Genomic DNA, 22,436 nt, shown 5'->3' with positions numbered 1-22,436 from the left:
TTTGTATGAACTTAGATAGATTAAATTCTGTATCGTAATACACATATAACACATGAAATCAGAAGCATTCATCAAGTAAATGTAAGCTTACGATGGGTATAGCAAGCTTTAAAAGTAAGGCATAATACGGTTTTCCCAATTTTCAAAACATTTAGGAGACTAAACAATGGTTCAAGTTCGCTATGGTGGACAGAACGGCCAACAGTATGAATTTGCTATCAGTAACGAACACGTTGTAGTGCGTACCGAAAGCCGCAGCACTATTGTTGGTGCAAGATCCTTTGAAGTCGCACCTGTATCACCTACAGCTCGTAGCATCCTCAATCAATTTGAGTTAAAAACACGGTTTCGGCAAGCGGGTGTAGAAATTTTGCAAGCGAAAGTTCCAAATCAGGGTGCTGCTTTGCGCGATCGCGCCCGTGAAATTCTTAACAATGAGTCTGAAGTCCAATTTGCCGGACGCGTTTTAATCGATTCAGTATCCCAACAACCTGTAGTTTACACTGAAAACCTTTTTGTTAAATTTGATAGCGAAGAAGAATCAGGTGTCTGCCAAGAGGTTTTAAGACGTTACAACTTAACAATTAAACGCCAACTTGAATATGCACGAAATGCTTATTTTGTCAGTGCCCCTACAAATACTGGTATAGCCGTCTTTGACATCGCCGAGAGACTTCTAAATGAGGAATCAGTTGAATTGTGCCATCCCGAACTAGCGCGCGAGTCACGCCAACGTCAGATTTTCCCGCAGCAATGGCATTTAAAGCAAACAACAATTAATGGTAAGACAATTAACGCCCATGCCAACGTTGAAGCCGCTTGGAAGTTGAGCAATGGCACAGGGACAACTATTGCAATTATCGACGATGGGGTGGATCTCGATCATGAAGAGTTCCGTTCTTCTGGCAAGATTGTTGCCCCGCGTGATGTCACGCGTAAAACGAACAATCCCAGACCGGGAAATGATAATAACCACGGTACATCCTGTGCAGGAGTAGCTTGTGCAAACGGCAATTTTGGGGCATCTGGTGTAGCACCAGGGGCAAAACTCATGCCGATTCGTTTAGCTTCGGCGCTGGGATCGCAAGATGAAGCAGATGCTTTTGTTTGGGCGGCTCAAAATGGTGCTGATGTTATTTCTTGCAGCTGGGGCCCAGCAGACGGGACTTGGTTTGAGCCAGACGATCCCGCACACAAGCAAAAAGTACCTTTGCCTGATTCCACACGACTTGCTATAGACTTTGCAATCAATAAAGGACGCAATGGCAAGGGCTGTGTAATTTTATTTGCAGCTGGCAATGGTAACGAAAGTGTTGATAACGACGGCTACGCCAGCTACCAAAAGATAATTGCAGTGGCAGCTTGTAACGATTACGGTACGAGAAGCGCTTACAGTGATTTTGGTCAGGCGGTTTGGTGTGCCTTCCCCAGCAACAATGGTGATATTTCTCAAACCACTGGAATTTGGACAACCGATCGCTCTGGTGTACTTGGCTATAATTCCGGTAATCGAAATCTGGGTGAGGCCGCAGGCAACTATACGAACGAATTTGGCGGAACTTCTAGTTCCTGTCCAGGTGCAGCAGGTGTAGCCGCCTTGATTCTTGCCAGAAACCCAAATCTGCGTTGGGATGAAGTCCGAGACATTATAAAACGCTCCTGCGATCGCATCGATTCAGCTGGAGGTAAATATGATGCCAATGGCCGCAGCCCCTTTTACGGTTACGGTCGAATCAATGCTCTGAAAGCTGTAGAATTGGCCAAGCCACCGCAAACATCACCCATCAGCAGATTCCAAGCAGTGCAAGATGTGCCAATTAACGATTTGCAAATATCAACATTATCGGTGGCGATCGCTAATACCACGCTCCTAAAATCCATCAAAGTTAATGTAGATATCGAGCATACTTATATTGGGGATCTTATAGTTACTCTTCTTCCTCCAGTGCAAACAGGCATACTTCCCATAAATCTGCACGATCGCCAGGGCGGAGCTACAGATAATATTAAAACAACTTATGACGAGGTAAATACCCCAAAACTTGCTGCCTTTAAAGGTAAAAGTCCCCAAGGAACCTGGACTTTAGAAGTTGCAGATAAATCTGAAGGAGATACAGGAAAAATTCGCAGCTTTACCATTGAAATGGGATTTTAAATAGGGGGCGCACAGCTGTGCATTGGTGTCAATTTAAGGTAAAAGTTAGGTTAGAAAAAGCGTTCTAGAGTTGCCCTTATCGCGCGGGGTATTTTTAATGTTCTGTTAAATACCAGATAAAATATTATATCATGTCCGCATAATTAGTTATGCTAACCACAGTCATTGAACCCCACCCCTTAATCCCCTCCCCGCTTGCGGGGAGGGGAGACAAAGCGTAGCTTTGGCGGGGGTGGGGTTCTTCGGATTTAATAAGCAATCAAGCGCACATGATATTACTGAGCAGAAATCAAAATATTTTTCGCTGTAGGAACTTCCGCTTTCACGTTTCCGTGTTTCGCGCAGCCTGTAGCAGCTTCCGCTTTCGCTGTAGGAACTTCCGCTTTCACGTTTCCGTGTTTCGCGCAGCCTGTAGCAGCTTCCGCTTTCGCTGTAGGAACTTCCGCTTTCACGTTTCCGTGTTTCGCGCAGCCTGTAGCAGCTTCCGCCAAGACGTTATCAGAAACAAGTAAGTAGGCGCGATTAAACGCGATCGCATAGATTACCAACCAGAATGACTGATTTAGCTTTGATTGGAAAGCGATACCTTCTCTAACAGAGGCTACGATTACTCTTGTACGAAGTAAAAGTGCGATCGCAACTAACCTTACAGCTATTTTCAGATAAATAGACCGCGCGGTAAGGATACAGCAATGCTATGCCCTTACAATAGATGTAGTTCAAATACATGAAAATTGCTATAAACTAATAGCGATCGCAAAGGTTTAATCATCACACTACCCACAGTTGAGTAAAACGTTCAGCCGTCCATCCAACAATATCTGATACTTGCCCGTCACCAATTTCTACAATCCGCTTAGTACCATCTCTACGCTCTATTACATCCACAGAGAAAAACTGACTTTTAATGCGCTTGGCACACTCAGAAACAATCTCTGGAATTTCTTCATCTGGTAAAGCAGCAAAAGGTTTACCATATACGACAAAGTAACGCCTTTCGGTTTCAGGCACAAAATCTTCAATCCGCCGAACACAGATACCTCCCTCAATACTGCCCCGAAACCTCTGCATTTCGGCAACCACTGTTTCGATTTCCGAAGCTTTATCAATCATCGATCCAACTGAGGTTTTGAGAGATTTAACATAATCTTTGATAAAAAATCCATTCCAGCCAAGTTGATTCAACTCACTCTCTAAATCATCATCGACGGAATAAAATTTAGTCTCTGGAGTTAAATCAGTAATCAGGGGATACCAGTTTATCAGATAGTGTGTAGCTAAATACTCAGCTTTAGAAGTTAAGACACTTGCTCCTGTACTCTCTACAACAGTAACTAATAACTCATAATCGGAGGGCGAGAGCATCCAACCCCGGTAGACCACTTTTGAATCAGAAGTGGGGACTGAAATAATTCTTGATGAACCAGATCCCAGCGACTCCAAAGAAATAACGGAAGTTGCAAACCCAGCATTTTGCATACAAGCAACTTGCTCCAAGTATGCTGCATCCGCTTTCTTAGGATTGAAGTAATCACTAGGAAAAAGAAATATCACAATATTTGGATTGAATATACAGCTAATTACTAATTATAGTGGGGCTTCCAAAAATCAAATCACCCGTAAATCATCTGGAATTTTATGTGCGTTAGGACATTCGTCCTAACGCACCCGACAAAACTATTTAAACCGCAATTCTGAAAACCGCTACAAGTATTCAACTAGACTCGACATAACAACCTGTTAACTTTGAGTCACAGCCTCTTTCGCCAAGAATTTCTCTAATTCTGTCAGCGCATCAGCATCAACCTTAGTTTGCATTGGACAGAACTTAGGCCCACACATCGAACAAAACTCAGCAGTTTTATAGATATCTGCTGGCAGAGTTTCATCGTGATATTCCTTAGCTCTTTCTGGATCGAGTGATAATTCAAACTGACGGTTCCAATCGAAGTTGTAACGCGCCTTAGAAAGTTCATCATCTCTATCCCTTGCACCAGGGCGATGTCTAGCAATATCAGCCGCATGAGCCGCTATTTTATAGGCAATCAACCCATTTCTGACATCTTCGGCATCTGGTAAACCCAAATGTTCTTTAGGTGTTACATAGCACAACATCGCAGTACCATACCATCCAGCCATCGCCGCTCCAATGGCTGAAGTGATATGGTCATAACCGGGAGCAATGTCTGTCACCAATGGCCCCAACACATAGAAAGGTGCTTCCGAACACTCTTCCATTTGCTTACGGACGTTGAACTCAATTTGATCCATTGGCACGTGTCCAGGCCCTTCCACCATCACCTGTATATCATCTTCCCAGGCTTTGCGAGTAAGCTGTCCCAGAGTTTTCAATTCAGCTAATTGTGCTTCATCTGAGGCATCATGGGTGCAGCCGGGACGCAGGGAATCTCCTAAACTGAAGGAGACATCGTACCTTTTGAAAATCTCAATAATGTCTTGGAAGTGGGTATAAAGTGGGTTTTGTTTGTGGTGATGTAGCATCCACCGCGCCAAAATCCCGCCGCCGCGAGAGACAATACCAGTGAGCCGATTTCTCACCAAAGGCAAATGCTCAAGCAAAATCCCAGCATGGATAGTTTGATAGTCTACTCCTTGCTGGGCGTGCTTTTCAATGATATGGAGGAAATCATCAGCAGTCAGATTCTCAATTGTGCCGTGGACGCTTTCTAAAGCTTGGTAAACTGGCACTGTACCAATGGGAACAGGTGAAGCCTTGATGATTGCGGTGCGAATTTCATCTAAGTTACCGCCACCTGTGGACAAATCCATCACGGTATCAGCGCCGTACTTCACAGACAGATTCAGCTTATCAACTTCTTCCTGAAGATTAGAAGAGTTGGGGGAAGCGCCGATATTAGCATTTACCTTACATTTAGAGGCGATGCCAATAGCCATCGGCTCTAGGTTAGTGTGATTAATATTCGCGGGGATAATCATTCGTCCCCGCGCTACTTCCTCACGAATGAGATCCGCCGGGAGATTTTCCCGTTGGGCGACGTAGTCCATTTCTTCGGTGATAACACCTTGGCGGGCGTAGTGCATTTGAGATACATTAACCTGCCCACGTCGTTTAGCAACCCATTCAGTCCGCATATTGTAATTCCTCAATAAACAGCTTCCCTCCGCTGGTATTACCCAGACTCAGGTGTTAAGGGTGTGATCTCAGCCTGGTTATATAGGCACCCCTAGCATGGATGTAGTGTAGCACCTTGGTTATATCTGGGAACAAAGATGTTAACAATTTATAGAACCCATTTGATATCTTTTAGACGAGCAAGTAGAATCAACAGAAATTAGGTGCATTGAAGCAGTTTAGGGTTGAAAATGGGGTATTCAAGCGATTTGACTGACGCATAGTGGGAAATAATTGAGCCATTATTGCCGACTAAAAAGAAAACTAGACCGCCTCTGTGGACAAAGCGGCAGATTCTTGACGGTGTATTTTATTAACTTAAGAATGGTTGCAATTGGGCTGACTTACCTAAAGATTTCCCACCTTATTCAACTGTATTCTGGCACTACAAGCATTGGTGTCAGGAGGGTATCCTTGATAATATTATGACCAATTTGCACCACAGGGTGCGCGAACAAGTAAAAAAAAACCATAGTGGACGACCCTAATCATGATTGACTTCCCTTGCAGAAATACGTCCTAAGAGTTTTGCGATCGCCCATAGCGCTCTTGTAAAATCATTTTCAATTGTTGAGAATTCGCAAGAGAAAAAAGTTTATGGCAGATAAGTCCGGTCAAGACCCCTCGGAAATCACAGTGGCAACGGTTGATGAAGAACGAAAAGGCACAACTTTCAGCGGTACGGTCATCCTTGGTATAGATCCTGAGGGTGGGGCAGTCGTTTTCTTTAGAGACTTTTTAATTGAAGATTATAAAGGAGAACTTACCGCAAATCTTGCAACAGATGGCAATATAACGAAAAGCATTGATTTAGGCGAACTCGATCATAAAAGCCCCAGTTTTAAGCTGCCAATTCCGCTGGGAACGGATACATTACCCTACAATACAGTCGTGTTGAGCGACAAAAAAAGCAAGAAAAAAATCCTGACGATCAATCTATAAAATTTGTAACTTAGCTCGTAGTTCAGCCAAATTCGATTGCCCTCCTGTATAGATATCAAATGGGTTCTATATATTGCACAAACTCCGTATAGACCGTGATTAGTCATTAGTCATTAGTCATTTGTGTTTCTAAGGACAAATGACTAATGACAACCCTTACTAGTTGATGTGCAATTTTAATGCGTGACAGCTTAACACAATTTGGGATTTGAGATTGCTAAAGATTTAGGCGCGAATTTCATTCGCACAAGGACGACCCTGTTCAACATCGGTAATATTAGCAAAAGTTGTTTCGGCAATATTGTAGAGAGCTTCTGCTGTAAAAAAAGCTTGATGTCCGGTAATTAGTACATTGGGGAACGTTGTTAGACGCTGGAAAATATCATCTTGAATAATTTCCCCAGACAAATCCTCAAAGAACAACTCCGATTCTTGTTCGTAGACATCTACAGCCAGATAACCAATTTTACCAGACTTCAATCCCTCAATCACTGCTTGGGTATCAATCAGCGCTCCTCGACTAGTATTAATTAGCATCACACCTGGCTTAATCTGTTTTATAGCCTCAGTGTTAATTAAGTGATGGGTTTCAATAGTCAAGGGGCAATGCAGGGAAATAATATCGGAGTTAGCAAATAGCTCAGGTAGTTCTACATACTTTCCACCTAGCGCTTCCAATTCGGGATTGCGATAAACGTCATAGGCGAGTATGTGACAGCCAAACCCTTTCATAATCTGTCCTAAAATCAGACCGATTTTGCCAGTGCCAACAATCCCCACTGTACGTTCATGCAAATTAAATCCCAACAGTCCATCTAAAGAAAAATTGCCTTCTCGGACACGGTTATAGGCACGATGAATTTTGCGATTTAGGCTTAAAATCAATCCTACAGCGTGTTCTGCAACCCCATAAGGTGAATAAGCGGGAACACGCACAACGGTAATTCCTAAATCTGCTGCGGCTTGTAAGTCTACATTGTTAAACCCTGCACAGCGAAGGACAACCAGACTAGTTCCCCCTGAGGCGAGAAGTTCTAAAGTTGGGGCATCAACCTGATCGTGGACAAATACACAAACCGCCGGAAATGCAGCAGCCAGAATAGCCGTATCTCGATTTAAACGGGGTTCAAAAAACACTAACTCGTGTTGAATAGGAGAATTTGCAGCTGACAAGAACTGGCGATCGTAGGCTTTTGTACTGAAAACTGCTACTTTCATGCAAAACCTCAGACTTTATGTATGCTGCACGGTGTTCGAGTAGATAATACCTCGATCTTTAGAAAAGCGATGTCTACAACGAGCGTAGTTGCGGCATTTTTAAATATTTTTTAATCGTTTACTCTGGCAGGATAAGTTATACCAATTCAAAATTCACGCATTCAAAATTCAAAATTAGGAAACAAAGTACACAACGGTTCGTCTCAAAACCTGATATGAAGCGTGTTCTACTCCTGAATTCTGCTGTATATGCAGCTTCACAAAGAAAAAGTATAAGTCAGGAATATATTTATGAGTAGCTTAGTCTTATTATTAATTGGTTTGGGAACATTATTCTTGGTTTTCAATACTAGAGATGAAATTAATCGCATTACTGCTATGATTAGCGGGACAATTCTTTTGATTTGGGGTTTGGCTCTAGCCCCTTTGTCATTTCAATTACTAATTGAGATTGTTTCAGTTTTAGCAGCTTTCTCTGTTTGTATGCGTTGTTTAGGTTGTGGTTTTAACCGCGATTGATTTTTCACTTGATAACTTATAAGTTTAAAGTAAGATTTATAAATTCTGCTTCTAAGTAGAACAGGCGGGAAAAATCAAACTATGTTAATAAAAGTAAAGTGGACTAAAACCCTCTTTCCTTCTGCCTTCTGCCTCCTGCCTCCTGCCTGAACCTGATGATAAATATTCACAGCGACTTACTTATTGTTAAAAGAGAATTCAGAAGTCAAATGCCCCATGCCCAATCATTACCGATATATTATTTTTTACAAACCATACGGCGTTCTCAGCCAGTTTACAAAAGATGCCCCTACACATAGCACCCTAAAAGATTATATTGATGTGTCTGATGTGTATCCTGTGGGACGCTTAGATTGGGATAGTGAAGGATTGCTGCTGTTAACAAACGATGGACAATTGCAACATCGCCTTGCCCATCCGCGTTTTGGTCATAAACGTACTTACTGGGTACAGGTAGAGCGAATTCCAGATGCAGATGCTATCAAAAGGTTGCAAACAGGTGTGGAAATTCAAGATTACCGCACTCAACCAGCAGAAGTTAAGCTTCTATCAGAAGAACCACAGCTACCTGAACGCACCCCACCAATTAGATTTCGTAAAAATGTACCGACAGCTTGGCTGGAAATGACTTTAACAGAGGGAAAAAACCGTCAAGTTCGGCGCATGACTGCGGCTGTTGGCTTTCCGACTTTGCGACTGGTCAGGGTCAGTATTGCTCACCTACAATTAGATGACCTACAATTGGGTCAATGGCGCGACCTCACCGCTTCTGAAATTCATAATTTTAGTAAATCGAAAAGTTTTCCCCCAAAAACCGCCCCATCAGAGGAATTCGCTAATAATTCCAAAGACTCAATCCGCTAGGGATTTCCAACATTACTAAATTTCTTTATACCGCGAATTCCCAGCCAAGCTCCTCCAGAGGAGATTAACAACAACGGTGTTAACCAATCACCCCAACGCACATATAAAGTCTTTGTCTGTCGCCGATAAATTGTTTCAGCATGAGTTTCGTAGGTATTATATCCAGACATCCACAAAGTTCTGCCATGAGGATCTATAAAGGCTGAATATCCGGTATTAGTTGCTCGTGCTGACCAGCGATCGCTTTCAATAGCCCGCATGATATCCTGTGCATGATGCTGGAATGGCATGGATGCAGTGTAATGGGCATCGTTAGAAGAACTGACAATAAATTGTCCACCCGCCGCCGCTTGACGGCGAAATTGTTCGGGAAAAGCAGATTCATAACATATACTAGCGATCGCCCGACCAAAAGGAGTGTCAAATAGCTGATTTGCTGAACCGGGAACTTGGTGTGCCTCCAAAGGCGATAAGCGTTGAATTAACCCGCCTAAAATTCCTTCAAAGGGAATATATTCTCCCAAGGGTACTAGCTTGGACTTATCGTAGCGGCTGACAATTTCACCCTTACTGTTGAAAGTAAACAAGCTAATTGTATAACTGTCTCCCCGTTCGCCAAAAGCTCCAATCCAAGCAACTACGCCTTTTTCCTTCACGGCTGCGACTAAGGCCGTTTCCAGCAAGTTACGCTGGAAAATAGGTAAGGCTCCTTCTGGAGTCAGGACTGCATCTACACCTTGGTCTGCTAAAGTTAGATATCCATTGGTATAGTTTTCTTGGGCGCGACGAAACCCTTCAGAACTTCGTAAAAGTCGGTTTGGAATATTACCCTGAACAATCCCCACTTTTAAGGCTGCTTCTGGGGGTTGAGCAATGGGACGGCTATATAAGATAAAACCAATAAGGTGTAGGGTAATTAATAGTCCTGTGGCGCTCGCCAAATATTTATTAACGAACCGCAGAGGCGCAAAGGACATCTTGGTATCTTGTCGGTTTATATACGCTTCAGCAATTAAGCCATTAACAGCAACGATCGCAGCTGTCACAGTATTAGGCCCAGACAGTTGCCCTAGATGTACAATTACGAGATTGTGCGGGCTTTGTGTGTAAGCAAGAGAACTCCACCATAAAGGGCCTGCACTCCACAGACTCTCTAAGCCGCACCAGACGGCTGTACCAATCAGTAACCGTAACCACGGTTTTTGTCCGGCTAGGCGAACCATAACAGCTGCCCAAATAGCAAGAAATACCCCTCCCAAGACACTGATAAATCCCCAACAAAAAAGGGTGATTGCCAGACTTGGCAACCACGGAACGCCCAACCAAGTCATGGGATGAATTCCGGTAATCCAAGATAGGGCGACACCGTGATAACCGATACCCCAGAGGAAAGCAGGGGGGAATTTGTTTTTACCTTTGGCTGAAGTGACAACTAGCACCCATAAGGGAACTATGGCAATCCAAGCCAACAACCATGCACCTACTGGGGCTACAGTTAGCCCCATTAAAATGCCGCTAGCTAAGGCGATTAAATAAGGGAGTAAGGCGGTTAACCTCTCCCCCTGCTTTTTACTCTGCTTCTTCTGCATCGGCAGCATCAGGTGGAATTATTGCTACTCCGGTAATAGCATCGTCTTCATCTAAACGCTGCACTCTGACTCCAGTTGCCGATCGCGATTGGATAGAAATTGCATTCACCGCTTGACGGATGATAATACCGCGATTTGTCACCATCATGATTTCATCATCATCGTTGTTAACAATGCGTAGGGTTGCTAGCTTGTCTTTAGTTTTGCGGTTTTTGAACTTGGTTGCCATTAAACCCTGACCAGCACGATTTTGCAGCCGGAATTGGGCAACTGGGACGCGCTTACCATATCCACCCATTGTAATTACCAACACCCAAGGGCCAACAATGCCACTGCTAGACACTTCTGCGGACTCTTCAGTAATTTCGGTAATTTCGATATCTTCTGTTTCGATTGTTTCGATATCTTCAATTTCTGCTTCTGCAACATCCAAACTTTCCAGAATTGCTGCGGGGAGAATATCCATACCCACAAGTTCATCTTTATTTTTGAGTTTCATGGCTTTCACTCCACGAGTCGCCCTACTTAAAGGACGCAGTTGTTCGTGGTTGCATCGGAAGTGAATCGCCATCCCGTTACGAGAACCAATGATTACACTATCCTCGACTCTAGCGCGTCTCACCCAGCGGAGTTGGTCGCCTTCTTCTAAGGAAATGGCTATCAAACCATTGGCGCGAATGTGACTAAAGGCTGCCAATTCGGTTTTTTTGATATTGCCACCTTTGGTGAGCATAACCAGATATTCTTCGCTGCTAAACTCGTCAACCGGTACAATCGAGGTGATTTTTTCCTCTTTGGGAATCGGTAACATCTGGACGATTGGTGTCCCACGACTGGTACGCGAACTCGCTGGAATTTGATAAGCTCTCAGGCAATAAACAACACCACGCTCGCTAAAGAATAAAATACTGTCGTGATCGCAACAAGTTAAGAAATGCTCAATGGTATCATCATCTTTCACCTTGGCTGCGGCTTTGCCTCTGGTAGCACGGCTTTGGGCTTCAAAGGTGTTAACTGGCATCCGTTTGATGTACCCTTGCTCTGTCACCAGAATTATCGCTTTTTCATTGGCAATGAGGTCGCGATCGTCTAATTCCCCTTCCCCTGGTAAAATCACCGTGCGGCGGGGTGTGGCGAAGCTAGTTTTCAGTTGTGTGACTTCGGTTTCAATGATTTCTAGCACTCTCTCCCGGCGTGCCAAAATATCTTGTAAATCAGTGATTTTCGCTTGTAATTCTTCGTGTTCCAGACGAATTTTGTCTGCTTCTAAGGCAGTCAACCGCCGCAATTGCATTTGCAAAATTGCATCTGCTTGCACTTCTGAGAGTCCGTAAGTTGTGATTAATTCGCCTTTAGCTGTGGGTGCATCGGGAGCATGACGAATTAAGACAATAATTGGATCTAAATGAGACAGGGCTATTAATAACCCTTGTAGAAGATGGTCGCGTTCCTCGGCTTTCCGCAGTTCGTAGCGGGTGCGTCTGGCAATGGATTCGATGCGGAAATCCAAGAAGACGGTTAAGAACTGCTTGAGGGTGAGTACTTGCGGTTCGCTATTTACCAACGCTAGCATATTCGCGCCGAAGTTGGCTTGCAGTGGTGTTTGCTTGTAGAGATTGTTCAACACAACGCGGGGATAAGCATCACGCTTGAGTTCGATGACAACTCGCATCCCATCGCGATCGCTTTCATCCCGGATATCTGCAATCCCTTCTAGACGCTTCTCGTTCACCATTTCGGCAATTTTTTCAATCAGCGCCGCTTTGTTGGTTTGATAGGGCAATTCGGTGATGATAATTGCTTCTCTATCTGGGCGTCCCCGTTGTTCAACGGTTTCAATGTTAGCGACACCACGCATGGTAATAGAACCACGTCCGGTAGTGTAAGCTTCTCGAATGGCAGATGTTCCCAAAATTTGCGCCCCAGTCGGAAAGTCTGGGCCGTGGACATACTGCATTAATTCGATGTCGGTGATTTCAGGATTGTGGATGACAGCCACCAAAGCATCAATCAATTCGCCCAAGTTGTGGGGCGGAATATTGGTGGCCATGCCCACGGCAATCCCAGAGGAACCGTTGAGCAATAACTGCGGAATCCGTGCTGGTAAAACTGTCGGTTCTTGTTGGGAACCGTCAAAGTTATCGGCAAAATCTACGGTTTCATACTCGATGTCGTGGAGTAAACCAGCACTGGTTAAAGCTTGCAAGCGGCATTCTGTGTACCGCATGGCGGCTGGCGGATCGTTGTCTACCGAACCAAAGTTACCATGCCCGTTAACTAGGGGCGATCGCATGGAAAAATCCTGCGCCATCCGCACCAAAGCATCATACACAGCTGTGTCACCGTGGGGGTGATATTTACCTAATACTTCACCCACTACACGGGCGCATTTCTTAAAGGGGCGATCGTGGAGCAGACCTAGCTCGTGCATTGCGTAGAGAATGCGACGATGCACAGGTTTTAGACCATCCCTGGCATCTGGCAGCGCCCGACCCACTATCACGCTCATGGCGTATTCCAGATAAGACTGCGACATTTCGTTTCGCAAGTCTGTCGGGATAATCCTCTCCTGTGAGGTTGTCATAACCTAAAAATCTCCAAAAATCGTAGATTTTAGCTCTTTTACTCAACAAAGCGCAAAATTATTCTAAATTGCTCTTGAATAATTGCTATAATTTGATACAATCTTAACATATATTGTTTTTTATTGCCTGGGCAGCTAACTCAGCCGCTTATTTGATCCGTAGCTTCTCTCTGGGATTTGAGTTGAGATGCGATCAGAGGAACTTTAGGGGCAAGAAAAAATCCAATCAAGCTGGCAAAAAGGATTGGCGTAAGGGGACTCAAGTTAGTCAGTTTTGATAGTAGCAAAGTCGTACTTATCGGTGTACGCGTTACCGCTGCGTTGACAGCCGCCATTGTACAAATCATGGCAAGGGCAGGATCGAGTCCCGGAATTAAGACTGCTACTGCTTTACCAATGCAAGCACCAGTGAAAAATAGGGGAATGATGAATCCACCGCGCCACCCACCTGTTACCGTAATGCTAATGGCAGCCATTTTCCCAAGGGCGAGAGTTAAGAGAAAAACAGCACCAAAGTTAGCTCTCAGGACTGAATCTAACTCTTCATGTCCAAAATAACGGGTAAGGGGTAATAAAACTGCTAAAATGCCAAGTCCCACTCCTGCTAGTGTTGTGCGTACATAAATGGGAACAGGAGTTGATGCAGAGACGCCCAGACGTGAAACAGCTTGCCAAAAGGCATCGCAGCCGCGAAAAATACCTATAAAAATCCATCCCGCCACTGCCCCGATAATTCCAAACACGATCGCGATCGCAAAATCATCAATCCTTTCTAAGTGATACTGAGGAAAATGCCAAGTGGGGGCAATACCCAAATGTGTAATTGCTGCAAACACCAGATAGCTAGCGCAACTCGAAACAATGGCTGGCATTAAAGCTTCGTAATATTCCACAATATGCTCGTGGTGCAAAATCTCCAAAGCGAACATCGCACCACCAAGAGGTGAGCCAAACAAGGCAGTGAAGCCAGCCGCCATTGCTGCTAAACTCATGGTTCTGAGGTCTTCACCTTGGAGTTTTAAGCGATCGGCAATCCAAGTACCAAAAGAACCTGTTACCTGTACGAGTGGCGCTTCTGGGCCTGCACTACCGCCTGCCGAGATGCTGACTAGAGAAGCAAGAATCATTGAAGGATTTTTGCGAACATCTAGGCGTCCACCACGGAAATGAATATTATCAACAATCACAGCGATTTCACCGGGATTTCCCAAATAATGAATCACCAGACCAATAATTAAGCCGCTAAGTGGCATCACTATCAGGAGGCTAAAACCCTCAAATCGCTGGAATCTGTGAGTTAGAAACTCTAGAACATTCCAGTACAACGCTGCAAACAGACCACCAGCAGTCCCCACGGCTATCCAGCAGATAACCCACTGCGAAATCATTAGGGGATTACGCTTTACCAGTCCAAAAAGTTGAGCAAATGTCCAGCGTTGAGTTTGATTACTAGCGGGGGGCTTGTTTGGTAACACTGCTTATTTCCTATTTGTGAAACCGAGAGTAGTGAATATTTACGCTTTTATCGTATAGGCTATTTATTAGATATTTCCTATTTTGAAGCCAAATACCCAAGGGTGAAGGACAAAGATTCCTTTCCCTATAGCCCATCAAGTGTTCCCTATTTTCTAATTAGTAAGACTAGCCCTTTTAAGGTGAGCATATATACTATCGAGGTTTTTACGGCATTTCAGGCTTCGGCTGGAATTGAACAAAGAATTTATGGATTAAACTCTAAATTTTGGGATTGTAAATTAAGCGATCGCAGCCGCCAAAATACCAAAAATAGGTTAAAATATCATTTCTTTTGTAGTACAAATGTTCACCTAGAAAGGGCTAGTAGTAAGACTTACGCATTGACAAAATAACTAAATTATGAGTTGTGGATTTTCGACATTCAAGCTCAATTTTTCAACTCTTCTTTAGCAATGTCTATGGCAGATGTTTGCCTATGTGACGATGAAGAATGATTGAAATTAGCTTGAAACTAGTTTTTTGCGAATCTACACGCTGATGAATTTTAGACGACTTTAAGACTTAGATAGTCATAAGTGCTTGGATAAGTAATATTTGCAAGTCGATCGAAAGGAGGATATTCATCAAAAATTTGTCACCTTCAAGAGTGAGAAAAGTATGTCGAAAGCCTCAATTTTCGGCGAACTTTTGTGCCTTCAAACACTAAAAGTTGAAAACTTAAAATTACTGCTAAACATCTATTAAGGAAAAAGAAAGTAATGATACATACTATCATTGGAACCAATGGAAATGACACCCTGTATGGCACTAACGACCCCAACATAATTAATGGTAAAGCTGGGAATGATATCATCATTACAGGTTATGGTGCCAACGATACTTTAACGGGTGGGGGCGGCAAAGATACATTTATTTTTTATAGGTCAGGCGGCGGCACTGATATAATCACTGATTTCGGTGGTGTAGGTAAAGAAACAAATCCAACAGCAGCAGTAATTGCGAAAGTCGATACTATCGAATTTTTGGATGAATTGAATGCGCGAAATTTGCTACTCACCCAAAATGGTAACAATCTAGAAATCACTTTTGAAAACGTATATAATACCACAAAAATCATCCTACAAAACTTCAAACTAGAAGACTTAGATAACCTGAAAGCTTCTGGTACAAGACCAGCCATAGGCAATATCTTGTTTAATGGGTTTGAGGAAACTAGTATCACTGATAGTTTTGATGTCCTGGATGCCAACTCAACTGATACAAGCATCGGCATCAAGAACACAGTAACCTTCCTCAATGACCTGAATAACAACATTACAGGTTTAGACAACTCAGATGATGTGGTGAATGGTCAGGGAGGCAATGACAAAATTGATGGATTAAGTGGTGACGATTTGCTGCGGGGTGGTACAGGCAACAATACTCTCATTGGTGGTCTGGGCAATGATACCCTTGATGCTTCCTATTCTTCTGGAAATAACATTCTCACAGGGGATGCAGGGGATGACTACCTTGATATTAGCTACTCTACTGGCAACAATACGGTTTCAGGTGGAGATGGCAATGATTACTTTTACACCCCTGGAGTTCGGGGTAGCAACATCCTAAATGGAGGGGATGGCAATGACTCCTTCAGTTTGTTTGTTCCATATACTGCTCCCTCTTCCTTAGCAACTCAAACGGTAGACGGAGGGACAGGTGACGATTTGTTAACCGTCAATTCCAATACGACTGAGGCAATCACTTCGACTTTCAATCATGCTACTAATACTGGCTCGATTACAGCAGGCATATATCAGATTAACTATAAGAATATTGAACGATTAGATATCTCAGGCACATCCTACAATGATTACATTGTGGGGAGCAATGGCAACGATACCATCATAGCTAGTCTTGGTAACGACACTTTAACGGGTAGCGGTGGCAAGGATACATTTGTTTACGACATTTATAGCCCGGGTGCAAGTAGTGATACAATCACTGATTTCGGTGGGGTAGGTAAAGGAATTAATCCAACAGCAGCAGTAATTGCCGAAGTAGACACCCTAAATTTCGCTGGCGACGGCTTAACTGCTCAAAATTTAGTGCTGACTCAGAATGGCAGCAATCTAGAAATCACCTTTGACGCGGACAATAGTCCCAAAATCATCCTACAAAACTTTGCTTTAGAAAACCTGGATAACCTAAGCTTATCTACAGGAGCCACTGTCAACTCAGGCAATATCCTGTTTTCTGGACAAACTACCATTACTGACAGCTTTGATGTCTTCAATGCCAACTCCACTCAAGGTACTATCTTCAACAAGAACACAGTCACCTTCCTTAACGATCTGAACAATAATGTTAGCGGCTTTGACAACTCAGATGATGTCATCAATGGTCAGGGGGGTGACGATCTTATTGATGGCAAAAGTGGCAATGATTTACTGCGGGGTGGTGTAGGCAATGATACTCTTATTGGTGGCGTAGGGAATGACATCCTCGTTGAGGATACTGGCAATAATTCCCTTGTTGGTGGTATTGGTAACGATACTTTCAATGTTGACTCTTCAACAGGCAAGAACACCCTCGATGGTGGCGCTGGTGACGATACATTGTATGCTCTGGGTTCACAAGGCAATAATTTACTCTCTGGCGGCGATGGCAATGATTATCTCTTCACCTCTGAGCTTCCTATTGCTGAGGGACACGACTTTATTGGCTCCTCAGGTAATAATACCCTCAATGGTGGCGCTGGTGACGATACATTGCGTGCTGAGTCTCCAAAAAGTAATAGCTTACTCTCTGGAGACGATGGCAATGATTATCTTTCCACCTCTGGCGTTGATGGTTATAGACTGGAATATATTTTTAGATCCTCAGGCAATAACACCCTCAACGGTGGCATTGGTGATGATACCTTGCTTGCTGAGATTTCAACAGGTAACAACCTACTCTCTGGTGGCGATGGCAATGATTTACTCTCGATCTCTGGCATTGTCATCGGAACCGGAACCTACATTGGAGATACTTTCCATCCCTCTTCAGGTAATAATACTCTCAACGGTGGCACTGGTGACGATACATTACGTGCTGAAATTTCAACAGGCAATAACTTACTCTCTGGTGGCGATGGCAATGATTCCTTGTATCTAAGCACCTCATCCCCAGATACTGTCCGCTCTTATTTAGTGACTCAAACAGTAGATGGAGGTCAGGCTGACGATTTACTCTCCGTGGATTATAGCAATGCTACTGGAGGAATCACAACAACATTTAATGCCACTACTAACATTGGCTCGATGACAGCAGGCAAGTATCAAGTTAGTTATCAGAATATTGAAAGATTAAATATCTTAGATACAGCCTACGATGACAACATTGTGGGGAGCAATGGCAACGATACTCTCTCCATAGATAGTGGTGGCAAAGATACGATAGACGGCGGTAAAGGTGACGATTTGTTGAGAGTTGATTACAGCAATGCTACCACAGGAATCACAACAACATTTAATCCTACTACTAACAAGGGAGAAATTATAGCGGGTAGGAGACTAGTTAGCTACCAAAATATAGAAGGATTAAATATTTCAGGTTCCTACTATGATGACTTGATTGTGGGGAATAATGGCAATGATACCCTCGACGGTAGTAGTGGCAATGATACCCTCAAAGGTGGTAATGGTAATGATATCCTTATAGGTGACAGCGGTAATGATAGCCTTTATGGGGGAGCTGGTACTGATACCTTTGTTTTCAATACTTTCAGTGAAGGCGTCGAGCGCCTTTATGACTTTGACGCCACTAATGAACTAATTGAGATATCAACTCGTGGTTTTCCTAGTCGCGATTTATCACTAGGTGTACTTAAGACAAGTCAGTTTACAATCGGAGCATCTGCAACCACAAGTAATCAGCTATTTATTTATAACTCGACTACAGGTGGATTGTTCTTTGATGAGGATGGTAGTGCAGGTGTCTATAGTCAGGTACAGTTTGCACAATTATCTCCTGGCTTGTCACTAACCAACAACAATTTTGTGCTTTTTGCTCCTTATTAGCACTCTATCACTTGAAGCAGAAAAAATAGAAAATCGTCGAATTGCGATGTGCTTAAAACAGATGGGGGAGAAGAGGTAGTATTTTCTCCCTTATCTCCCCAAGAAAGATAATTTTTGAATACTGAATTAGTATTCTAATTACCCAAATAAGTCACTTCAGTTTTCTGCGATCGCACCCTCTTTAACGAGAGTAAGGGTTATTGAAGGTTTCCCAAGCAGCTTTTACAGCCTTTTGCAGGCGAAAGTTAAAGTCTATTAAGTCTTTCATCAATAAGTGCCAGTTTCTCTCAGCTTCATCTTGAATTATCGCCCAAGAGTTTTCTAAGCGATCGCCTTGTATCAGTTTCCTTCCTTCAATTAATTCCCGTGCTTGACGCACAACTTTCAAATAGGTTTCACGGGTGAGAGTACCTGCGGAATCAGCCTCAGCTTGAGCGCGTCTTTTTAGCGCTTCAATTAAGGCTTTGGTTTCGCGTTTCACCTCATCAGTTTCACCAGCCATTTCGGTTTCCACTAATTTGTCGGTTTCAGAACTTATTTTTACAATTACTATGGATTCAGTAGATTCGATATTGTTAGAATTCATACTTAAAACATCCTTAATTGCAAAGTTTACTCTCCAATAAAAACTGCACCATATCTTAATAGTCATTAGCCATTTATTTATTTTACAAAGAACAAATGACAAATGACAAATTAATAAGCTTTTGTTGGCAGTTGTTGCTCTAATTTCAGCAATGCTGCAACTCGCATTTCTGTAGCTGGATGACTAGAGAACAAGTTACCCATAAACTGTCCAGAAATGGAATTAATAATTAATAACGGCTCATAAGCTGGATTGGCATTTAAAGGCATTTGCTTTGCTGAAGCTTCTAAGCGTTGCAATGCCCTAGCTAAAGCGCGGGGATTACCAGTTAATCTCGCAGAACCGGCATCAGCAGAAAATTCTCGCGTGCGCGAAATTGCTAGCTGAATAATTGTCGCAGCCAGTGGAGCAAGCATGACTGTTAATAATACTCCTATTGGATTTCCACCTCTGTTGTCATCTCGCGAACCACCGCCAAACCATAGGCTATAACTAACCATTTGGGCTAAGAATGAAATCGCACCAGCTACAGTAGCAGCAACAGCTTGAGTGAGAGTGTCACGATTAATAATATGGGTTAGCTCGTGGGCGATAACGCCTTCGAGTTCATCCTCTGGCAATATATTTAAAATACCTTCAGTGACAGCTACAGCAGCATGTTCTGGATCGCGCCCTGTAGCGAAGGCATTAGCACCCTGGCTTGGAACGATATAAACTTTAGGCATAGGAATGTTAGCGCGATCGCTCAATTTCTGCACCATCCGATAAAGTCCTGGTGCTTCCCTTTCACTTACAGGTTGCGCTTGGTATACTGCTAGGGCAATTTTATCTGATTGATACCAAGAAAACAGGTTGGTTGCTGCTGCCAAGCCAATCCCGATAATCAAACCACTAGAACCGCCAATTACCCAGTAACTAATTGCAATCAAAAGACCACTTAGTGCAGCAAGCAAAGTAGCCGTTTTCAATTGATTTGTCATGTTTTTGCTCTCCTGCTAATGCTGTGTAAATTTTTCCGAAAACAGCATTACTTCAGCTATATTTTGATTTTATCCAGCTAAACTTAGAAATATGGTATAGAAAACCTATCAGATAAGTACGGTTTTCCTACTTAAGTTTTAATAATACTAATTTAATTATAGAATCAACGTTAATAAATAGTAAAAACAACATCTATCTATAGGCATAAATTACAATGGTGATGCTTAAATTAGGCTATGTATACACCATTAGTTAAGATCGATTTACTTATAAAGATTCTGAGTCTATTCCTTCTGCTTGATATATTTGTTGGGAAAATAGCTGAAAATCTAATTCGCACGCCTTCAAAGCTTCAGTGGCTTGTGAGTATTTTGGGGCATCAAACAAATCGCGATCGCGGATTTTTGGCAACCAAGAACGCAGTTTATTTAATTCCGCCTCGTTCTCTTCTAATTCTGCAAAGGTGAGATTACCTATTTTCCGTTCCTCGCTCAATTCGCGATGCAAATCCCGACATTGCCCCAAAAACTCTTGATATTCTCGATCTGCCTGCTGTTGAAAACGATTTACCAACATAGCATTTTGCTCGGGTTCATCAATCCAAATAATCAATAAATCTGCTTCACCACCACCTGCTGTAATGTCTGCTTTCAATTCTGCTAAATATTGTTGCAAGTCTTCTCTATGCGGTAGCACGCACACCGACTGCTGTAGATAAAGTGCGCCCCAACTCTTGAGTTTACGCCAAACATACACTCGTTGCGTTGAAGGCTGTGCGGGTACTTTGTACACCAATAAGTTCCAACACTTTCTGTCCATAGATAGATTGTAACAGGTGTTGCATTAAATTGATTTTATTGTTAGTCTACTTATGAAACAACTGTTGCATTGCAGAAAATTATGAGTCTGAATCATAAAGTCGGAAGCTCACTTATTGGTTCTCAAGAATTACAGAGTTGATGTAGTAAAAGCCAGTCAGGTAAACAGGAAATATGCAACTACAAAATAAATTTTTCCAGACAATTCCCGGCACTGTTTGGGTATTGGGATTTGTCAGTTTGCTGACAGATATTAGCTCTGAGATGATTAATTCTGTATTGCCCTTATTTTTGGTATCAGTTTTAGGGGCAAATGTTTTGACTGTGGGCATCATCGAAGGCATTGCAGAAGCAACAGCCTCAGTTTTAAAAATCTTTTCGGGAGCGTTGAGTGATTATCTAGGACATCGCAAAGGATTAGCGGTGTTTGGGTACGGCTTATCCACCTTTGTTAAACCACTATTTGCTATAGCTAGCAGTCCAATTGGGGTGTTAATAGCTCGATTTGGCGATCGCATTGGTAAAGGTATTCGGGTAGCGCCCCGCGATGCCTTAGTTGCCGATTCCACCGATCCAGAGGTACGCGGTGCAGCTTATGGATTGCGTCAATCCCTTGATACTATCGGAGCATTTTTGGGGCCTTTGGCAGCATTCACCCTGATGACTGCTTCCAAAAACAACTTCCGCCTGGTTTTTTGGCTAGCACTCATCCCTGGATTTTTCGCAGTCGCTTTATTAACAGTAGGAGTACGCGAACCACAAACAAGTGAAACTCAAGGAAACCGAAGCAATCCTCTGCAATGGCAAGCTTTACGCAGCTTGAGTCAAGGATACTGGGTACTTGTAGCAGTGGCATTGTTATTCAATTTAGGCAACTCCAGCAATGCTTTTTTGTTGCTGCGAGCAGAACAAACAGGCATTTCTGCCTCACTTATACCATTGACATTAATGGTGATGAACATTGCCTACTCATTCAGCGCCTACCCATTAGGAATACTTTCCGATCGCGTGGGTAAATTTGGGTTACTGGTAGGCGGATTTCTCCTATACGCTTTAGTCTATCTGGGTTTCGCTTTTGTGCAGACACCTTGGCAAGCGTGGGGATTGTTTGCCCTTTATGGTCTACATCTGGGCATGAGTAAAGGATTGCTATTGGCGCTAGTGGCAAATAGTATACCTGCAAATCTGCGTGGCACTGCTTTTGGATTCCTCAACTTAGCTGTGGGATTAGCGCTTTTACCTGCCAGTTTGCTAGCTGGTGGGTTATGGCAAACACTGGGAGCAGAGGCGACATTTATTACTGGAAGCTTGTTTGCGTTGGCAGCTGTATTATTGTTAGTTTCTCAAAAAAACAAATATTGAAAAGCAAAAATGGTATCCTTGATTTGAAATCAAATCAATGGCGATGGAGCTCGCCGAAACCGCCTTTCCAGTCCTAAAATTCATCACTGGAAGGCTGATGGCTCCTACTTTCCTTGCTAACTGCGGGAGAGTAGGGCTTGGCTAA

At 43.2% G+C, this 22,436-nt stretch carries 16 protein-coding genes, 1 pseudogene and 2 riboswitches; of the genes and pseudogenes, 7 read left to right on the top strand and 10 right to left on the bottom strand.

Annotated elements, in window-relative coordinates; translation table 11 throughout:
- The first annotated feature begins 166 nt into the window (after positions 1–166).
- Entirely contained in the window at positions 167–2,155 is a 1,989-nt protein-coding gene (locus tag RMX89_RS05825; protein ID WP_322688246.1) for a S8 family serine peptidase, read from the top strand.
- 275 nt (positions 2,156–2,430) lie between these two features.
- On the opposite strand, the gene RMX89_RS05820 is transcribed toward RMX89_RS05825, so the two are convergent.
- The 3 genes from RMX89_RS05820 to thiC all read right to left on the bottom strand — a co-directional run bounded on the left by RMX89_RS05820 (position 2,431) and on the right by thiC (position 5,269).
- The gene (locus RMX89_RS05820; protein ID WP_322688245.1) at positions 2,431–2,607 is read right to left on the bottom strand and encodes a hypothetical protein; all 177 of its coding nucleotides are present in this window, start codon (positions 2,605–2,607) and stop codon (positions 2,431–2,433) included.
- A 319-nt stretch (positions 2,608–2,926) separates the two neighbouring features.
- Positions 2,927–3,709 (bottom strand): ATP-grasp domain-containing protein, encoded by a 783-nt coding sequence (locus tag RMX89_RS05815; protein WP_322688244.1) that lies wholly within the window; start codon positions 3,707–3,709, stop codon positions 2,927–2,929.
- A 186-nt stretch (positions 3,710–3,895) separates the two neighbouring features.
- Positions 3,896–5,269: a phosphomethylpyrimidine synthase gene (gene thiC, locus RMX89_RS05810; RefSeq protein WP_322688243.1), complete on the bottom strand. Its 1,374-nt coding sequence runs from the start codon at positions 5,267–5,269 to the stop codon at positions 3,896–3,898.
- Positions 5,270–5,276: 7 nt separating this feature from the next.
- Positions 5,277–5,373, bottom strand: a riboswitch (TPP riboswitch).
- A 265-nt stretch (positions 5,374–5,638) separates the two neighbouring features.
- On the opposite strand from thiC, the pseudogene RMX89_RS34445 reads away from it, so the two are divergent.
- Positions 5,639–5,797 (top strand): annotated as a pseudogene (locus tag RMX89_RS34445) (transposase); the annotation flags it as partial.
- Between the two features lie 109 nt (positions 5,798–5,906).
- The gene (locus RMX89_RS05805; RefSeq protein WP_322669571.1) at positions 5,907–6,251 is read left to right on the top strand and encodes a hypothetical protein; all 345 of its coding nucleotides are present in this window, start codon (positions 5,907–5,909) and stop codon (positions 6,249–6,251) included.
- 225 nt (positions 6,252–6,476) lie between these two features.
- On the opposite strand, the gene RMX89_RS05800 is transcribed toward RMX89_RS05805, so the two are convergent.
- Positions 6,477–7,469, bottom strand: coding sequence for a 2-hydroxyacid dehydrogenase (locus RMX89_RS05800; RefSeq protein WP_322688242.1), 993 nt, complete (start codon positions 7,467–7,469; stop codon positions 6,477–6,479).
- A gap of 291 nt (positions 7,470–7,760) precedes the next feature.
- On the opposite strand from RMX89_RS05800, the gene RMX89_RS05795 reads away from it, so the two are divergent.
- On the top strand, positions 7,761–7,988 hold the full coding sequence (locus tag RMX89_RS05795) for a hypothetical protein (protein WP_322669568.1): 228 nt from the start codon (positions 7,761–7,763) through the stop codon (positions 7,986–7,988).
- 216 nt (positions 7,989–8,204) lie between these two features.
- Positions 8,205–8,852: an rRNA large subunit pseudouridine synthase E gene (locus tag RMX89_RS05790; RefSeq protein WP_322688241.1), complete on the top strand. Its 648-nt coding sequence runs from the start codon at positions 8,205–8,207 to the stop codon at positions 8,850–8,852.
- On the opposite strand, the gene lnt is transcribed toward RMX89_RS05790, so the two are convergent.
- The 3 genes from lnt to RMX89_RS05775 all read right to left on the bottom strand — a co-directional run bounded on the left by lnt (position 8,849) and on the right by RMX89_RS05775 (position 14,500).
- On the bottom strand, positions 8,849–10,441 hold the full coding sequence (gene lnt, locus RMX89_RS05785; RefSeq protein WP_322688240.1) for an apolipoprotein N-acyltransferase: 1,593 nt from the start codon (positions 10,439–10,441) through the stop codon (positions 8,849–8,851). The two genes, RMX89_RS05790 and lnt, sit on opposite strands and share 4 nt — an antisense overlap.
- On the bottom strand, positions 10,422–13,025 hold the full coding sequence (gene gyrA / locus RMX89_RS05780; protein WP_322669565.1) for a DNA topoisomerase (ATP-hydrolyzing) subunit A: 2,604 nt from the start codon (positions 13,023–13,025) through the stop codon (positions 10,422–10,424). Before gyrA ends, lnt begins: the two co-directional genes overlap by 20 nt.
- 140 nt (positions 13,026–13,165) lie before the next feature.
- Positions 13,166–14,500 (bottom strand): chloride channel protein, encoded by a 1,335-nt coding sequence (locus RMX89_RS05775; RefSeq protein WP_322688239.1) that lies wholly within the window; start codon positions 14,498–14,500, stop codon positions 13,166–13,168.
- Between the two features lie 759 nt (positions 14,501–15,259).
- Here RMX89_RS05775 and RMX89_RS05770 point away from each other — a divergent pair.
- Entirely contained in the window at positions 15,260–18,544 is a 3,285-nt protein-coding gene (locus RMX89_RS05770) for a hypothetical protein (RefSeq protein WP_322688238.1), read from the top strand.
- 181 nt (positions 18,545–18,725) lie between these two features.
- Here RMX89_RS05770 and RMX89_RS05765 read toward each other — a convergent pair whose 3' ends face one another.
- From RMX89_RS05765 to RMX89_RS05755, 3 genes are all read right to left on the bottom strand, one after another.
- Positions 18,726–19,130 carry a hypothetical protein gene (locus RMX89_RS05765; protein ID WP_322688237.1) on the bottom strand — a complete coding sequence of 135 codons (405 nt, stop codon included), beginning with the start codon at positions 19,128–19,130 and terminating at the stop codon, positions 18,726–18,728.
- A 110-nt stretch (positions 19,131–19,240) separates the two neighbouring features.
- Positions 19,241–20,110, bottom strand: a complete 870-nt coding sequence (locus tag RMX89_RS05760) for a zinc metalloprotease HtpX (protein ID WP_322688236.1) — start codon at positions 20,108–20,110, stop codon at positions 19,241–19,243.
- A 268-nt stretch (positions 20,111–20,378) separates the two neighbouring features.
- Positions 20,379–20,903 (bottom strand): Chromate resistance protein ChrB, encoded by a 525-nt coding sequence (locus RMX89_RS05755; protein ID WP_322688235.1) that lies wholly within the window; start codon positions 20,901–20,903, stop codon positions 20,379–20,381.
- Positions 20,904–21,103: 200 nt separating this feature from the next.
- Here RMX89_RS05755 and RMX89_RS05750 point away from each other — a divergent pair, with 200 nt between their 5' ends.
- Positions 21,104–22,291 carry an MFS transporter gene (locus tag RMX89_RS05750; RefSeq protein ID WP_322688234.1) on the top strand — a complete coding sequence of 396 codons (1,188 nt, stop codon included), beginning with the start codon at positions 21,104–21,106 and terminating at the stop codon, positions 22,289–22,291.
- Between the two features lie 30 nt (positions 22,292–22,321).
- Positions 22,322–22,405, top strand: a riboswitch (Fluoride riboswitch).
- Positions 22,406–22,436: the final 31 nt, after the last annotated feature.

Origin of the sequence: Nostoc sp. DedSLP04, from assembly GCF_034530775.1 — a bacterium.
Classification (GTDB): Bacteria; Cyanobacteriota; Cyanobacteriia; order Cyanobacteriales; family Nostocaceae; genus Nostoc.
This window is presented reverse-complemented; position numbering and strand designations above follow the sequence as displayed.